The 16576-nt window shown below is 46.5% G+C and carries 12 protein-coding genes, 1 tRNA gene and 4 pseudogenes; 9 read left to right on the top strand and 8 right to left on the bottom strand.

The genetic code is table 11. The features are described 5' to 3' along the window. Positions 1–148: 148 nt before the first annotated feature. From HMPREF0636_RS08495 to HMPREF0636_RS00430, 4 genes and pseudogenes are all read right to left on the bottom strand, one after another. A pseudogene (locus HMPREF0636_RS08495) lies at positions 149–562 on the bottom strand (plasmid mobilization protein). A 271-nt stretch (positions 563–833) separates the two neighbouring features. Next, positions 834–1727, bottom strand: coding sequence for a DUF8464 domain-containing protein (locus HMPREF0636_RS00440; RefSeq protein WP_044167673.1), 894 nt, complete (start codon positions 1725–1727; stop codon positions 834–836). Positions 1728–1866: 139 nt separating this feature from the next. Continuing rightward, positions 1867–2907 (bottom strand): AAA family ATPase, encoded by a 1041-nt coding sequence (locus HMPREF0636_RS00435; protein ID WP_044167672.1) that lies wholly within the window; start codon positions 2905–2907, stop codon positions 1867–1869. Continuing rightward, positions 2904–3210, bottom strand: a pseudogene (locus tag HMPREF0636_RS00430) (DUF3853 family protein). Before HMPREF0636_RS00430 ends, HMPREF0636_RS00435 begins: the two are co-directional and overlap by 4 nt. Positions 3211–3563: 353 nt before the next feature. Between HMPREF0636_RS00430 and HMPREF0636_RS00425 the strand changes: the two are divergent. Then, positions 3564–3662, top strand: a pseudogene (locus tag HMPREF0636_RS00425) (transcriptional regulator); the annotation flags it as partial. Positions 3663–3727: 65 nt separating this feature from the next. After that, positions 3728–5926 carry a nuclease-related domain-containing DEAD/DEAH box helicase gene (locus HMPREF0636_RS00420; RefSeq protein WP_044167671.1) on the top strand — a complete coding sequence of 733 codons (2199 nt, stop codon included), beginning with the start codon at positions 3728–3730 and terminating at the stop codon, positions 5924–5926. A gap of 186 nt (positions 5927–6112) precedes the next feature. Here HMPREF0636_RS00420 and HMPREF0636_RS00415 read toward each other — a convergent pair. Next, positions 6113–6197, bottom strand: a tRNA-Ser gene (locus HMPREF0636_RS00415). A 234-nt stretch (positions 6198–6431) separates the two neighbouring features. Between HMPREF0636_RS00415 and HMPREF0636_RS00410 the strand changes: the two genes are divergently transcribed. Next, the gene (locus HMPREF0636_RS00410; protein ID WP_044167669.1) at positions 6432–8051 is read left to right on the top strand and encodes a glycogen/starch synthase; all 1620 of its coding nucleotides are present in this window, start codon (positions 6432–6434) and stop codon (positions 8049–8051) included. A 242-nt stretch (positions 8052–8293) separates the two neighbouring features. Then, positions 8294–8713, top strand: a complete 420-nt coding sequence (locus HMPREF0636_RS00405) for a VOC family protein (RefSeq protein WP_044167668.1) — start codon at positions 8294–8296, stop codon at positions 8711–8713. Between the two features lie 122 nt (positions 8714–8835). On the opposite strand, the gene HMPREF0636_RS00400 is transcribed toward HMPREF0636_RS00405, so the two are convergent. The 3 genes from HMPREF0636_RS00400 to HMPREF0636_RS00390 are packed head-to-tail and all read right to left on the bottom strand — an operon-like array spanning position 8836 to position 11950. Further along, complete coding sequence (locus HMPREF0636_RS00400; protein ID WP_044167666.1) at positions 8836–10020, bottom strand: cytochrome d ubiquinol oxidase subunit II; 1185 nt, start codon at positions 10018–10020, stop codon at positions 8836–8838. A gap of 29 nt (positions 10021–10049) precedes the next feature. After that, on the bottom strand, positions 10050–11630 hold the full coding sequence (locus tag HMPREF0636_RS00395) for a cytochrome ubiquinol oxidase subunit I (protein ID WP_044167664.1): 1581 nt from the start codon (positions 11628–11630) through the stop codon (positions 10050–10052). 26 nt (positions 11631–11656) lie between these two features. After that, positions 11657–11950 (bottom strand): DUF4492 domain-containing protein, encoded by a 294-nt coding sequence (locus HMPREF0636_RS00390; protein WP_044167661.1) that lies wholly within the window; start codon positions 11948–11950, stop codon positions 11657–11659. Positions 11951–12642: 692 nt separating this feature from the next. On the opposite strand from HMPREF0636_RS00390, the gene HMPREF0636_RS00385 reads away from it, so the two are divergent. The 5 genes and pseudogenes from HMPREF0636_RS00385 to HMPREF0636_RS00365 form a co-directional block, all read left to right on the top strand. Next, complete coding sequence (locus tag HMPREF0636_RS00385) at positions 12643–13521, top strand: nucleoside phosphorylase (RefSeq protein ID WP_044167660.1); 879 nt, start codon at positions 12643–12645, stop codon at positions 13519–13521. A gap of 14 nt (positions 13522–13535) precedes the next feature. Beyond that, complete coding sequence (crcB, locus tag HMPREF0636_RS00380) at positions 13536–13922, top strand: fluoride efflux transporter CrcB (RefSeq protein ID WP_044167658.1); 387 nt, start codon at positions 13536–13538, stop codon at positions 13920–13922. Positions 13923–13992: 70 nt separating this feature from the next. Further along, the gene (locus HMPREF0636_RS00375; protein WP_044167657.1) at positions 13993–15429 is read left to right on the top strand and encodes a DUF3078 domain-containing protein; all 1437 of its coding nucleotides are present in this window, start codon (positions 13993–13995) and stop codon (positions 15427–15429) included. A 662-nt stretch (positions 15430–16091) separates the two neighbouring features. Continuing rightward, positions 16092–16433: a helix-turn-helix domain-containing protein gene (locus tag HMPREF0636_RS00370; RefSeq protein ID WP_052328667.1), complete on the top strand. Its 342-nt coding sequence runs from the start codon at positions 16092–16094 to the stop codon at positions 16431–16433. Next, a pseudogene (locus HMPREF0636_RS00365) lies at positions 16433–16576 on the top strand (DNA-binding protein); the annotation flags it as partial. The gene HMPREF0636_RS00370 and the pseudogene HMPREF0636_RS00365, both read left to right, overlap by 1 nt.

The raw sequence follows: 16576 nt of genomic DNA, 5'->3' as shown, positions 1-16576 counted from the left end.
TATAACTATTGCGATGTTGGCATTGATATATCCCTTTGTACATTAGAGAGCCTATTTGCTACTACAGCTAGTGAGCGACAAAATCGTGAGACCTTGAACAGATAACTATGGTATTATAAGTCTTGTAGCCCTACTTAAAACCTTCTCCCTATTTCTTCTCTCGATTATTGAGTGTCATTGTCAGCTGTATCGCTTGCACCTGTATCTTGAGGATAGCCCCGGAATAGATTTTAAGCTGGCGGATCATTCTCTGGGCTGTAGCGACCGTATGATAGCTATTGAACGTCTTAACGGCTTAGTTGTAACGAACCCCGATAATTCTCAATTTAGTAAGGATGCTACCCAACTCTCTTAGGTACGGCTCTACTGATCTATCCTCGATGATGACCTTAAAGCTTTCATCCAATAGGCGAGCTCGGAGGAAGTCTGATTTTTTCTTTGCTCCCGACCTTCGGTATAGCTCGATGAGCTTCTGCTGGTCTTGGGGGTTGGGTATTCTGATGTGTCATCTGTCCCATCGAGGGCAGGTGGCACATCTTCCATCAGGCTTGTTCTGTTTCATCTTTTGTCTGGCTTCGTTATCATGACTTCGGAGTGATTGATCCCCCAAAGGGGCAAGGGTCTTTGTGGTACAAATGGCAATTTGTGGTACAAAGACACACCTTGCCAGTATCAAGAAGGGATGCTTCATGGCCTCTACCGACCACTCTATTTCTTTAGTGCTCGAGCTTGGGCTCGAGACGTCGATATCTCGAGAAATTAATTAATCGAGATCTCGAGGTCTCGAGGTCTCGAGATTGACCTCTCCTAATTGCGGAGCTGAGAACATTGCTTTATCGATGAAGTCCTCGCTTGCGCAGAGTGAGGATCTGCTTCCTTTGCTCGGCTAGAATGAGATACTCGTTGATGTCTTTATAGGGAGCGTAGCACGCTCGCATATCCTTGACGGGTAGGCCAGCGTCGAAGAGTTGTTTCGTTGCTCGATCCCCTGCTTCATCATTATCAAGAAGGCTCTCAATCATAGAGTAGGGATGAAGCGAGGGAATGAGTTTGGGGAGCAGGATGAGTGAATTAAGCATGATGCTGTCAGCTTGCCCCTCGGGGTGGAGTTTCCGCCAAGAGAGAAAGTCCATGAAGCCCTCGAAGAGCTGTAGCTTGTGACTATCGGTTCCTTTGATTGTACTTATGGCCTTAGGAGCAAAACAGCCCTTGAAGTAGGGATTCCGTATCTCCCATCCTCCAGCATCATTTGGGAATCCCAGAGCAAAGAAATACTTCTCAGAGACTTTGTAATAGACTTCAGATAAGAAGAGGGAGGCATCAGAGCGCTGTAGCCCTCGTTCCGAGAGATACATTAAGAGCTTGGGGTGCTTCACTGCTTGTACGCTGATGAGTTCCATTGAGGGAGCTTGTGACCTTAGGGGAGTAATTCCTCCAAAAGAAAAAGACGGTGCTAGCCGTACTCCCTTCAGTACAGATAGCCGTCTCATAGCTTCTGCTGTAGAACAATGCTGGAGAGCGCAAACGAGGTCAATGATGTCTCCGTGATCTCCTGTACCGAAGTCATACCACTGGTTGCGCTCCACGTTGACCTTAAAGGAAGGCGTGAGCTCTGAGCGTAGAGGGGAGCAATACCAATAGTTCACGCCCTTGATGAGCTTTGCTTCAAAGCCAGCTTGTGCTAAGTAGTCCACGATGGAGACTTGCTTGATGTCGTGTAGATCCATGCTGTTTTTTCTTTGGCGGTTCTTCTTTGGTCGGTCGGACGTTTACTATAGGCACTCCTTCCGTCCGACCATTCTATATCTATGGTTGGTCGGATGGTCAGATATATATAGCCTGCGTCCGACCGACCAATCGAAGGACTTAGTGATGGTGGTCTGAGTTGAAATGATAGCGTCCTCGCCCCTCTTTGATGATTATTTCTTTGCGGAGGAGAAAGTGGAGGAGCTCTTTGAGCTTTGTCTGTCGGTATGTATGACCAGTCTCAGCAGAGTAGGCAGTGCTAAGTCTGACAAGTAGATCGCCATATCCTAATTCTGTGTCCTTACCGAACGCCTCCTGTAAGGCTTGGTGATGCACTTCATAGGAGAGCTCCTGGTAAGCGACTACTTGCGGATGCTGAGCGGTATAATCGCCATCCAGCTTCGGTAAGCAGATGCCTTCGTCTTCTGATAATCTGAAGGCGAATGGCTGAAAAGCCTTTGAGCGAATGATCGCAGGGGATACGATGCTTCTATCAGCGTCAGCATTATCCCTGGCAATAAGTAGTACGCTCTTGGCTTTGTAGTTTAGTTCCGTGCCAATGTGCCCTCGTGCATTGTCATCGCCTTTGTTGAGGAGAAAGACCGTCTGGATGTGAATGTTCTGCTCGCCTGTCCATTGCATTAGGTCTCCGACGAGCTTTGTGGCTTCTGTGGAGCTGTTGATGTCATGGATAAGGTCACGAATGCCATCAATGACGACGAGCCCTACATCAGGGGTGTGGTAGATGGCGTAGCGAATGATGGCTCTGCGCTGGTTGAGGCCTGCTATCGCTCTAAGATGGCTGAACTTTAAATACTCAGGTTCTTGATCTATCGGCAGTCCTGCTAATTTCAAGATACGCTGCAAAACCAATTGACAATGATGAGGGCTTTGCTCTGTGTCATAGTAGAGGATGGTACGTTTGCTCTCGGGAAATGATGCCCGATAGTCCAGCACCTGTCCATTGACAAGAGCTGCTGCAACTATGGCACTCACATTGAACGTCTTTTGGGCTTTTGCCTTTCCTGTCGATACGCTGAAATTATCCAATGTCCCAATAATGGCTTTGCCAGCTTGTAGCACTATGAGCGGAAGCGTAAACTCATCCGTAACGTGAATGAGAGACTGTCGCCAAATGCTTTCATAGTCTATTATATTCATCCTCGTCCTCCTGTTTTACGACCAGCCAACTCGCGAGTAAGGTCTGCATCCACAATAATCTTGCGCCCCACTTGTGTAATGGCACGGTTTTTTACCACTCTGCTTGATACGATTGGCAGTAGGTAAACTGCATCCAAATAGGCGTGCGATACCTGCCAATCCATACACATATAGTCTTTCTTCTTTGGCAGAGTTGTTTTCTTCCCTTGCTTTTGGGGACGTGTTGCCATGTTGTGCCAGGAAGAGTAATTCTTCACCTGTCATCTGCCACACAGGCTTGTCCAGTAATTCATTTATCGTCATACTTTCTTTTGTCTTGAAGTTAATAACTTGCCCTTGCGCATAGGGCATTTGTCAGATCTGACGATGCAAATGTAGAAGGTAAAAAGACTGTCTCCAAGCCTCAGAAATATAGTGGGAGTAGTAGGGATAAATCGGGAAATCAAGAGGTCTCAGAAACAATTGTGGCGCATTAAATAATGGACGAATATCTAAGGTTGGAAAGCTCATAGATAATCGTTTTTTGAAGTCTTAAGAGGTTCTTTTGTTCTGCTTTTCAAGAAAATCGTTCACCGTAGTGTTAAACCCTCACCTTCTTTCGCTATATTCAATATAAGTTCATAGCTTTGCAGCTATAATAGATATAAAACAGCTTTATGGAACAAAAGAAAGAGCATAGTAACCTCATCAAGGAGCATTTGAAGAAACGAGGTATCACCCAAACATGGCTCGCCAAAGAGTTTAAAACAACGTTCTAAACTCCCACTCTTTTATCTCTTATTTCCCTAAATCAGAGTCCCCTCACTTGTGTGTTGGTATAATGGCTATTTTTTACCCTTGTATAGAAAAAATCAACCAGTTCAAGGTTCAACCCACAGATGGTGAAAGATCCTTGCTGAACTTTCTTGAACGTACTCTCGACGATTCGTTCGAGATTTATTTCAATCCTTTCCTCAATGGGGATCGCCCGGATATTCTAATCATGAGGAAAGGCTATGGTGTGATAGTAATAGAGGTCAAAGATTGGAATCTTGACAACTTTCAACTGAATGAAAAGAGAAAATGGGTTTATATACCTAACAACTCTGTCGTTAAATCACCCATAGACCAAGTCTTAAAATATAAACATAATCTATTTGACCTCCATGTAGATGATTTATTGCAAGTAAAAATCAAGGACTTTCGCAATTTTAACATTGTGTCATGCGCAGTATATTTTCATTGCGCCAGCAAATCATACCTTAAAGGAATGCTTGTAGAACCATATAAAGACGATGAAAAGTATCAAACCTTCCTCAAATACAACATTGATTTCCTTGGACATGACTCATTAAACCAAGAAGATTTTAATATATTGTTGAAGAACAGGTATATGATAGCGGAGCGTCCTTCTTGGTTCTTCACAGACAAATTGTATGATAATTTCAAACGGCTTCTTTCTCCTCCTCTTCATCTACGTTCTCAAGGTGTTCCATATAGTTACTCTCAGAAACAGAAAGAAATTATATATTCAACAACTCTTGAGCAAAGAGTTCGCGGAGTCTTTGGATCTGGCAAGACAACCGTTTTAGCAGCCCGTGCCGTACAAGCTTATAAAAGAGCCTTGGAAAGGAATAATAATCCGAGGGTGCTCATTTTAACTTTTAACATTACTCTAAAGAACTTTATTCATGACAAAATGAATAGAGTTGACGAGACATTCCCAATTGAAAACTTTGTTATTATTAACTATCATCAGTTCATTAATGCAGAACTGAATAATTTAAATATCGAATTTGAAATTCCTGAGGGTATAGATCCTGGGCATTTGTCACAATATCTAGAATCAAAATATTATGGCAACATCAAACTCTTTGACGCGCACAAGAATGAAATCACCAAATATGATGCAGTATTGATTGATGAGATTCAGGATTATCATCGTTCATGGATGGAAATAGTAAAAAACTATTTTCGTGATCCTCAGGGTGATTACGTCCTTTTTGGAGATGTAAAACAAAATATCTATGGACAATCAACACAAAACAAAGACGTTGTAACAAATGTTCGAGGTGTAAATGACTTGAAATATTGCTATCGCTCTGACTTCAAAGTCCGAGATCTTGCACAATCATTCCAAAAGAATATTTTTAAGGACAAATATGACGTTGATGACTTTTCTGAAAATGGTACTTACTCTTTCTTTGGCCAAGAGCAAGAAAAAGAAGGTTACATCAGCTATATGTACCTACAGGAAGATCAACCTGTTACTACCTTATATAATATAATTAGAGGCAACATTCTCAATAAAAATTCTAATATCTCTCCTAATGACATAACCATTCTAGGTTATACAACCAGCCTATTACGTACATTTGATCTTTATTACCGCTATGCAAGCCGTGAAAAGACAAACTCTATGATTGAAACTGTAGAGATAATGTACATGACGCATCTTAACTACATTGGCAAGAATAGTGATAACAATCCACATTCTGGATGGTTTAACAATATTTGCGAACACTTTAAGAAGAAACTGTTCCCAAATAGACAAAAACTATATGATAATGACATCATTAAAGTGCGGCAGCATGTTGCTATGCTATTTTCGATATATGATTTGAGCACAGACTTCGCAGACACCTTTGATTCTCGCTTAGCAGAAGAGTGTCAGAAGTGTGGAATAAGTATTGATGTATTTAAAGCATTCAGAGAGCATTACGCGGAAATACTTGATCGATTCAAGCATGAGGTATATTCAGATAGTTATAAAAACATCCGTGACAATAAAAAAATACATTTCTGGATGAATAGTGGCACGTTGAAGATTTCAACCATCAACTCTTTCAAAGGATGGGAAAGTGAAGTAGTATTCCTTATATTGGAACCCAAATATGAGTCTTCTACATCGTTCAATCTTTCATTTGATGAATTGCTATACACTGGTCTCACTAGATGCCGCCGTAATCTTATTGTGATCAATTTCGGAAATCAAGAATACGATTTAAAGATGAGTCCTTTAATTGAAAGAATCAAATAATGGAAAGGAGATATACCAGGCACAGGAATTGGTCAACCAAGGATGCCCCTATGAGACTTTCGCTGAGACGATTTGTTGTTGATGTTTTCCCAAAGACAACTCTTTTGACCCTTTTAACCGCTCTCAAGTTTTTGGGTGTAGAAAAGGGTGCAAATCGCATAACCTGCTGATTTACATCCTTTATTGCGGAGAGAGAGGGATTCGAACCCCCGGAGCCTTGCAGCTCAACGGCTTTCGAGACCGCCACAATCGACCACTCTGCCATCTCTCCGATTACCACTAGCCTGAACGACTAATGCGCTACGAAGTTACATATAAATTCCCTCTCCTTGCAAATAAAGTCCCAATGTAATAGTAGTGGGAAACGGAGCACAAAATAGGAGGATAGGATGGCATATATCATGAGGCGTGTAGGATTTGCAACTAATTACCTAACTTTGGGATAGAGGTTGCTGGTGGTAGCTCCCTTCATTTGACTTATTCACACTTAACTCTCTTGGGCATTATGATACTCGAAACAAGCTGGGAAGTCTGCAACAAAATGGGCGGTATCTATACTGTCCTGTCCTCAAGAGCAGATATTATGACCCAACACCACCCTGACCAGGTGGTCTTCGTCGGTCCTTTACTCACTCAGGATAAAGATGCTCTACCCCTTGACTTCATCGATACTAAGGATGGATGGCTAGGAGCTTGGTGCCGAGACGAATCAGCAAAGCTAGGTCTGCGTATACGAGTTGGTCGCTGGGCTGTAGCAGGAGAGCCACCCGTTGTACTCGTAGACTTCCATACGCTGGAGGAGGAAAAGAATGACCTCTTCTTTCAGATGTGGAAAGCCTATGCTCTAGAGAGTGATAAGGGCTATGGCGACTATGATGAATGCTGTCTCTTCTCGGTCGCTGCTGCCCGTGTGATGGAGAGCATCATTCACTATCGAGGACACGAAGAGAACATTGCTCTCTTCAACGAATGGCAGACTGCGATGGGGCTTCTCTACCTAAAGCTACAAGATCCCTCTATACATTCACTCTTTATCTCCCATGCTACTACCGTAGGACGATCCATTGCAGGGAATGACAAAGACCTGTATGCTTGGATGGAGCACTATGATGGTGATCAGATGGCACGAGAGCTAAGCGTGGAGGCAAAGCACGCTATAGAGAAACTTGCAGCCCATGAGGCAACAGTCTTCGCTACTGTCAGCAAACAGACAGCACGAGAAGCTGAGCAACTCTTAGGTCGTCGCCCTGTAGTCTTACCTAATGGATTCCGAGTCGGTTCTTCCCCATTTGCAGCCCATTTACAAGCCAAGAGACGCAGTGCACGGCGGTTGCTTAGTAGCGTAGCTTCGACGCTCTATGGGGAAGCAATTGGTGAAGATGCATTCTTCATCTCACTTGGTGGGCGTTACGAATATCGAAATAAGGGTATTGATCTCTTCATTGAGTCACTCTATCAATTCTCAGAGGAGTACAAAGGGAATCGTGAAGTCGTTGCATTCTTACTTGTACCCGCCTGGGAGGCAGGCGCCCGAATGGATCTCCACTACTTACTGAGTCACCCAAGCGAGGAGCGTACTCAGCCCCTACAATATCCATGCCTTACCCATTGGCTGTATAATACAGAGCATGACCGTGCCGTATGCCACATCCGCCATCGTGGACTTGACAGAGCGGGGCAGAGGGTAAAGGTCATCTTCGTGCCATGCTACCTGAATGGAATTGATGGCATCTTTGACAAGAGCTATTATGACCTCCTTGTCGGGATGGATCTAACTATCTACCCGAGCTACTACGAGCCATGGGGATATACTCCATTGGAGAGTATTCGCTATGGTGTCCCTACCATCACAACAAACCTTGCGGGCTTCGGTCTCTGGGCAGAAGAGGAGGAAACAAAGAAGCCATTCAACAAGGCGAAACATTTACCCGTACATATTGTAGAGCGAACAGACACGAATGTAGCTGAGGCAATCCTATCCATTGCACAGCTCATTGGACTACAGGTCTCCCTAACACCAGAGGAAGCTCTTGCACAAAGGAAGCTCGCCTATACGCTAGCGAAAGAAGCTGACTGGAAACACTTCTATCGTTACTATGAAGCAGCCTATGCCTCCATGTCGTAGGATAATCTCCAGCACAAACAAGATCCAAGTGCCTAAAGTCCTTATGAGATTTTAGGCACTTGGCTTTTATCATTTCATTCTACCTGCAACGAGGAGGTTCGGCGCGCCAATTGCCCCTACAGGATACCTAAACGATAGTGCCTGTACAACGAGAATAAGGTAAATCAACCCGACAACTACCATATTAAAAATCAACTACATTCCAGTAAAGGAGTAACTTTATCCCAAAAGGACAAACTATTATGAGACAGAAATTCACTCTAATCACACTCGGAGTAGCTAATTTCTCCAAAGCATTGACCTTCTACGAAGGGCTAGGCTGGGCCAAATCTCCAAAGAGCCAAGAGGACTATGCCTTATTTCCTTTAGGAGGAATAGTCTTGGGACTGTATCCTCTTCATGAATTGGAGGAGGACACCACGTTACGCCATCAACGGACGACCTTTTCTGGCATGACGATTAGTTACAACGCCACATCAGAGGAGGAAGTCGATACCGTGATGAGAGAGGCAGAGCGGCAAGGAGCTACGATAGTGAAACCAGCTCAGAAAGTATTCTGGGGTGGGTACAGTGGCTACTTCAAGGATCTAGATGGATACGTCTTTGAGGTTGCCTATAACCCCTTCTGGGAGATTGATGGTAATGGGAATCTAATCCTATAGCTCATCACTAGCTCCATCCCCTCCTACTACTCAGCGAGCAGAGATTAACACAGCGATGCCGTAGAGTTGCTCCAGATGAAGGAGCAATTCCACGGCATCGTCATATAGAGTTATACTGTTACCTAGTAATTATGTCCATTAGGATCAAGCATCTCTTTCCTCGTGATCTTGTGCAAGTCAAGAGCCCGCCAAGCATAGATGATATAGGCTAGGACAAAAGGAATGAGGAGTGAGACAACGCCCATGGCCTTCAGAGTAAAGGGACTCGAGGAACTATTACGGATGTTTAGAGAGTGGTTGATGATCTCTGGCATCACTGTACTATAAGCTGGGTAATACGAGGTGTTATTCCATCCTGCGATGAGGAAAAGGGCAAGTGCCGTCAGGACAACACCTATACCCTCGAGCCAAATACCTTTCTTATAGCCATCACGAAGCAGAGTAAGCAGGATACCCCCAATGACTAGAAGAACACCAATACCAAACGTAGCGAAGACTAGAGGCATATCAGTGAGGTTATGCCAGTACTTATAGTCGACAAGGAATGTCACCTCTGGGTTTACAGGGTCATAAGCAAAGCCCTTCTTTGTGAAAAGGAAGAAGAGATAAGCAAGGAAGAGTAGCAAGAATGCTGCAGCATTCCAAGCCAGGGCGCTACGTGAACGTTTGTAGATCGTCTCATCATCAATGTTGTTGATAAAGAAGAGCAGAGCCGTCGTACGAGCGAGGAAGAAGACAGCAAGCCCAAACACAACATTCCACACATTAAGTACGGCTTCTAGTCCGTGTAGCTGTATCCCCTTGTATGGGAGCCAAGCAGAGATAACTTGGCTTGCCCCTGTAAGGTCTGCAATGGCCTCTCTATTGACCGTGAATGTTGACCCTGTGAAGAAGGTTGATACGGCTGCCCCAAGAAGAATCGGAGCAAGCAATCCATTAATGAAGAGGAAGCTCTGGTAAACCTTACTCCCCAAGACGTTCCCATTCTTATTCTGATACTCGTATGAGACGGCCTGGATAATGAAGCAAAAGAGGATGAGCATCCACACCCAATATGCTCCCCCAAAGCTCGTGGAGTAGAAAAGAGGGAATGAGGCGAAGAAGCCCCCCCCAAAGACAACAAGTGTAGTGAAGGTAAACTCCCACTTACGCCCAACGGAGTTCACGAGGAGCTTTCGCTCAAGTTGCTCCTTACCAATACTAAAGAACAGGCTTTGCCCACCCTGCACAAAAAGCAGGAAGACCAGTAGGGCACCCAGCACAGAGACCAGTAGCCACCAGTACTCTTGTAAGAATGAATAATCCATCGTTTTTTCTCTTTGATGTTTGTGAGTACCTAGTGAGCATCAGGCCCTTGGCGTATAGCCTTGCGCATGATATTGATCTCTGCTACGAGCATAATCGTGAAGAGAAGGAAGAAGAGCGTGAAGGTAATCATCACCGATGAGGCTTCGATCTTTGAGATAGCAGCCTTCACAGGCAGTAGATTTTGGATTGTCCATGGCTGACGACCGACCTCTGCTACGACCCAGCCAGCCTCACTAGCTATCCAGGCACAAGGCGTGAGTAGTAGACTAGCCCAGAGTAGCCACTTAGTCCTCGGGAGCTCTTCGTTACGCTTATATGTGTACCATGTGAGTAGGATGAAGAGCAGGAGGAAGGCACCGCCTAACCCAACCATGATGCGGAAGGAGTAATAGGTCAGCGGTATGTTGGGTACAGACTCATACTTACTAGTAAAGTAACCGTAGCCGTAGTAAGGGAAATTCTCCTCCAGCACGGCACGATGTTGCGCAGCACCAATGCTATCGCCAGCCTTGCGAGCCGAACGGAAGGCATTCAGCGCATCAATAGCAATTCGCCCTCGGCGCATCATCTCTTCTGTAGACAGAGCCACGCTACCATCTGGCTTGTGATAGCCTCCCTCGAGGATATTGATGACCCCTGGCACATAGCGATCAGGCGTACCATCTACCATATAGGAAAGTAGGCGAGGTACCTCTACACTGAAGAGATATGGGGCATGTGCATCATCGGGGAGCTGCTTCTTGGGATTAAGAACGCCAGCCATACCGAGACCGAGACCCTTACCATCTGCGGTCTTTCCTTCGGGCGTAGATACACCTGCATCATAGAGCGCCTCCATAGCTGCGAGCTTCATTGGCTGGTTATTTGCCACATCTACCGCTGAGCTATGCCCCGTGACAGCAGATAGGAGGGCTGCAAGAAGCCCAAAGGGAGCGATAATCTTCAGGTTACGCTTAGCGAACTCGACATTCTTCTTCCGAAGTAGGTAGATGGCACAGATACCGAGGGCAAAGAATGTACCCAGCGTCCAGGATGTCGTAATCGTATGCAAGAACTTAATGATAGCGGTAGGCGAAAGAGCCACAGCCCAAAAGTCTGCCATCTCATTACGCATCGTCTCTGGGTTAAAGACCATCCCACGAGGGTTCTGCATCCAGGCGTTTGCAACCAAGATCCACACGGCTGAGATCGTTGCTCCAATGATGGTGAGCCACGAAGAGGCGAGGTGGAAGCCCTTGCTCACCTTCCCCCAACCGAAGAACATCACTGCTATGAAGGTGGACTCCATGAAGAAGGCCAAAATCCCCTCGATCGCCAGCGGTGCCCCGAATATATCTCCTACGAACCAACTATAGTTCGACCAGTTCGTACCAAACTGGAACTCCAGTATGATCCCCGTGGCCACGCCTATGGCGAAGTTAATCCCGAAGAGCTTCTGCCAGTACTTGGTAGATTTCTTCCAAAACTCATCACCACTACGGTAGTACTTTGTCTCGGCAAGTGACATGATGATCCCCAGCCCTAGCGTAAGCGGCACGAAGAGCCAGTGGTACATGGCCGTCAGAGCGAACTGCGCTCTTGACCACGATACGAGTGATTCTACATCCATTGTAAATAGTTTATTTGTTGGGGTTCTTATTGAGTGATACTGTCTAAGCGATCGGGAGGAAGGGTATCCGTTGGTAGGTTAGCTCTACGCTCGATAAGCTGCTCCTCGACGAACTCAGAGCGAGACACACGCTGCCGCTCTGCCTCCTGCTTCACCACGTTAGGGAAGAAGAAAGCCCGCAGGATAGCGAACATGACGAAGAGCTTAACACCAATGATGAGCCAAAGCTTACGGCTCACAGGGGTTAGGGTTCTAAATCCATCACGGTAAAAGCGGAAGGCTCGTACAATGACATTTGGTTTGCCCGATTCGTGTCGCATGAGGGGGCGAAATCAAAGGCTATAATTGTTACAACTATGTACCGGCGTTGTTGAGGCAAAGATAGGAATAAACTCGTAATCACTGATATGCACATGCTTAGCTATCTCACAGCTCTTCCTCTACATTGCATAAAATCATCTACCCCACATCCCTACCTAACACTTCACTCCATAGCCCCCTCAACTCCTCTCCTTAGACCACGATCTCTCCACCTGGTACAAGTTCCCAGCCTCTACCCTATCCTCGCCTACTCCTTCCTATAAATGTAAAGTGGAAGATTAAGAAACGCAAAAAGGGAGAGAAATGGACATATTCATACCATCACAAAGCATACAATCATAAAAGACTGGAAAATAGCGAGATACAAAAGCGACAGCAGAAGCCCTCAGAGAGTTACCATAACTCCTGGCAACGAGTTATAGCAAATCTCATCAAAGACTTATGGTAACTCGTTGAGAAAAGTTATGGTAAATCGCCACGACGAGTTATGGTAAGTCGTTGGGGCATGACTTATAGCAACTCCCTTGATTTCCTTTACACAAGATTTACATTACGTCCCCACTCCCCACCTCCACCCTTCCGTGGGTATCTGCTCTGGCTTTGCTTCCTACCTGCTTATAGACCTCTAAATGCTCGGTTTCTCGTACCTTTGCCTTATAAATCATACGAATAACGTAAACTCAGACGCCCTATGAGCAACAAACGCATCATTCCATCCTCCGAACTGATTATCAATCAGGATGGCTCCATCTTCCACCTTCATCTACGTCCCGAGCAACTAGCAGACAAGATCTTCCTCGTCGGAGATCCAGCGCGCGTCGACATGGTGGCACAACGCTTCGATAGCATCGAGTGCAACGTCTCTAGCCGAGAGTTTCACACCATCACAGGGCTATACCGAGGCAAGCGCATCAGTGTCGTGAGCCACGGCATCGGGACGGACAACATCGACATCGTCCTTAATGAGCTAGACGCCCTGGCAAACATTGACTTCGAGACCCGCCAAGAGAAGGACACCTTCCGTCAGCTCACCCTCGTACGTGTAGGGACTTCGGGAGGGCTACAAGATGAAACACCTATTGGCACCTATGTCGCCGCAGAGCATTCGATAGGTTTTGATGGCGTACTCTACTTCTATGCGGGCTCAGAGCGTGTACGCAACCGCTCCTTCGAGGAGGCACTCCTCAAACAGCTTGACTGGCGTGTCGATGGGTTGAAACCCTACGTCATCCCAGCCTGCCCCGAGCTAATCAATCAGATCTGTGGGAGCGACATCCTCCGAGGCAACACCATTGCAGCAAATGGCTTCTATGGGCCACAAGGCAGACAGCTACGCCTCCAGCTCCAAGACCCAGAACTGAACAAAAAGATTCAAGCCTTCCAGCACGAGGGTCGCCGCTTGACCAACTACGAGATGGAGAGCTCATCACTAGCAGGTCTATCTGCCCTCATGGGACACCGTGCGATGACAGTATGCTGCATCATCGCTGGGCGAAAGGCTCAAAATATGAATACCGATTACAAGGGCAGTATCGAGGGACTCATCGACCTTGTTCTCGAGCGCATCTAGCACCTCACCACCCCATGCAACCGCTATCCTTCTCTGCCTTCGCCCTCGTCTTCGTGGGCGGAGGTGTGGGAAGTTTATTCCGCTACCTCTGCTCCGTACTCAGTTCAACTCTAATAGGGATACCGACACCCTATGTGACGATGGGGGTTAACATCCTTGGGTCACTGCTGATTGGCTACCTATTAGGGCTTTCACTAGGAAACGAGGGCTGGGGAATGGGCTATCGCCTGTGTTTCGTTGTGGGCGTCTGTGGAGGCTTCACAACCTTCTCTACATTCTCGGCTGAGCTTTTCTTCCTGCTGAGAGAGGGACAATATGGCTATGCCTTACTCTATAGTCTCGCTAGTTGCATACTAGCTCTGGGTGCAGTCTTTGCAGGATACCGCCTAGCTCAGAGCTAGCTCGAGGTGCCATAGCCCTTGGGTTTATCTTATCTTTGCACCTGAAGTGAATAGACGAAGACTCATAGAGATGAAGATACCGACTAGACGATATGCCCTCTTGGGATTGCTATTATTCTTCTTTACTAGCACTCTGGAGGCTCAGACTGGTAGAGGCCTAGGAGAGCCCTTTACACTTGATAGCCTTAGCTTAGGTAGCTCGGGCTATTATATGCCCCGTGAAGTCTCTTCCCCCACCCTCCTACAGGCCATCGCTGATGCTCCAAGTATCGAGAGTCAGCTCTTGGGCTACTATGCCTCGGGCGGGATAGATACTCCTTCGGGACGCTCCCTGCTTCTTCCTTGGCTGATGATGCCACGTCCTTGGGCTCTTCCTCCCAAGCAGTTGCTTCATCTTCCCCCCCTGTCGATCACAGTCAATCAAGCAAAGCTCCTCCAGCTGGTGAGTGAGGCTTCTCCAAGTCCTACCGACTACCGCAAGGAGGCTGGTCTATCCCTCTTGGGGCAGTTCCTTGCCTCTACGCTCAAGAGTCACCCCAAATACTTCACGGATAAGCAGCTCACCCTCCCCCCATCCCTTGCCCTCACCACTCCAAGTGGAGGCTCCGTAGAGCGTGCACTCGAGGGCTATACAGCAGCGACAAAGCCTACCCCTATCTACATATCGGAGAAGAGGGATTACTCTGAGCTAAGAGAGAGGAAGTGGATCCCCCAACTCGAGAGTGCCATCCAGTTCTCTCAGAATAGCGTTTCTGACAACTGGTATAAAGGAGGCGCATCGAACCTGAACCTGTACATGCGCAATTACTTTGCCCTAAGCTATATCAAGGATCGTGTGCTGTGGAAAAATGAGATAGAGAGCAAGCTCAGCGTCTACAATGCCGAGAAGGATACCGTACATCGCTATCGCATCGCTGATGACCTCCTCCGTCTACGCACCAACTATGGTATTAGGGCTTTCAACAAAATCTACTATACCCTTGATGCCGAGCTGCGCACACAGCTACTGCGCTCATATCGGGAGAATAAGACGAGCCTGCAGTCAGATTTCTTATCGCCATTCACGGTTAACGTCGGTCTCGGTCTCAAGTTTGATTACAAGAAGAAGTCTACGAAGGTCTACGGACGCTCTGTGAGCTTCTCCATCAATGTTGCACCACTCTCCTACACTTACCGTGGCACCGTAAGACAATCTATTGAGCTCGCACGTCATGGGCTAGCCCCTGATCAGCTTTGGTACCAACGCTTCGGCTCAACGATTCGAGCAGCCTGGGAATGGAAGGTGAATATGAACCTTACTTGGACCTCGCGCCTCTTCTTCAACACCTCTTACCAAGCGATAGAAGCAGAATGGGAGAACACCCTAGATATGGCTCTAACACGTTACTTCTCTACACGCTTCAACCTCAATCTACGCTACGATGACGCTGTCCGTCCCACGAAGGCATGGAATCGCCATCTACAGTATAATGAGCTCCTAAGTTTCGGCTTCAATTACCGCCTCTAGTATTCCCCACCCCTGCACCGACACTCACATAGGGCTTCCCTAGCCAAGCTTGCCACTTCACCTGCAAGGCTACTAGTGTAATCAGCCAGAATCTGTTGCCTCGTATGCTTACGGCCCAACTCAGAGATGAACAATAATAAAGGGTGTGAGTCTATCCTGACTCACACCCTTTACTTCTGCGGAGAGAGAGGGAAATGTACCATCCCCCTTTATCTCGTTGTATCACAGATGTCTATCTAATCCAGTCAATCGGTAGTGTAGCAAAAATGTAGCAGTTTTTTGACCGACTCTTGACTACCATTCTGACGGACTATTGAAAGCGCAACAGCTCTCTTTTCCTAGTTACAAAGGTACAGAAAAACGAACGATAAGCAAAGCTCCTCTATAATAAGTATTTACTCAGATCCCTGCTACACAGTCTGGTGCACGGTGCAAGCCCTATATATAGGGGGCTTGCACCGTGCACCAGTGTCTCCTGGGTAGCTAGGGAAAATTCACGTGCACTTATGATGAAAAGACCTGCCCAGTCCCTATCTTATGTTGGTCCCATTGCAGCCCGACATAGCATCATGTTGCATCTGATGCAAGACCTCTTGCATTGGGCGCACAAACTTGCACGAAACGGGTTGGTTGAGCTCGGATGCGTTTATAACTTTGAGTATATGAAAAAGTTACTCGAGCACCTAAGATCCACTCGCCAGGACAAAGGGATTTCGCAAGACTATCTTGCTGTCAAACTGGGCGTTTCCTCCAGCACCATTTCACGCTGGGAGTCTAAGGGGAAGTTCCCCAGTATAGACAAGCTCTTCGAGTATGCCTCACTCTTGGACTTCACTGTCCAGGAGGTTCTTGCATTCAGCGCAAATGAGCCAGCTGAAGTTTCCAAGCCAGTGGGCAAGATTGAGATCTCAGCCTACGATAAAGCGAGCTTCAAGCGTCTTGTTGAGCAACTGCTTGAAGAGGAGGATGGCCACATTAAATTTGTCACAATGCAACTGCAGTAATGGAAGTAATCTCTATGGAGAGCAGTGCCTATCAGGACTTGATAGACCGGCTTAATCGAATTGAGCAGTATGTAGAGCGTACCACACACCTTCTACAAGACATCGATGATGAGCTCGAGATGTCTACGAAGGATCTCATAGAG

The sequence above is a fragment of the Porphyromonas catoniae ATCC 51270 genome (assembly GCF_000565015.1).
GTDB lineage: Bacteria > Bacteroidota > Bacteroidia > Bacteroidales > Porphyromonadaceae > Porphyromonas > Porphyromonas catoniae.
Note: the sequence above shows the minus strand (reverse complement) of the source record. Positions and strands in the feature narration are given on the sequence as shown.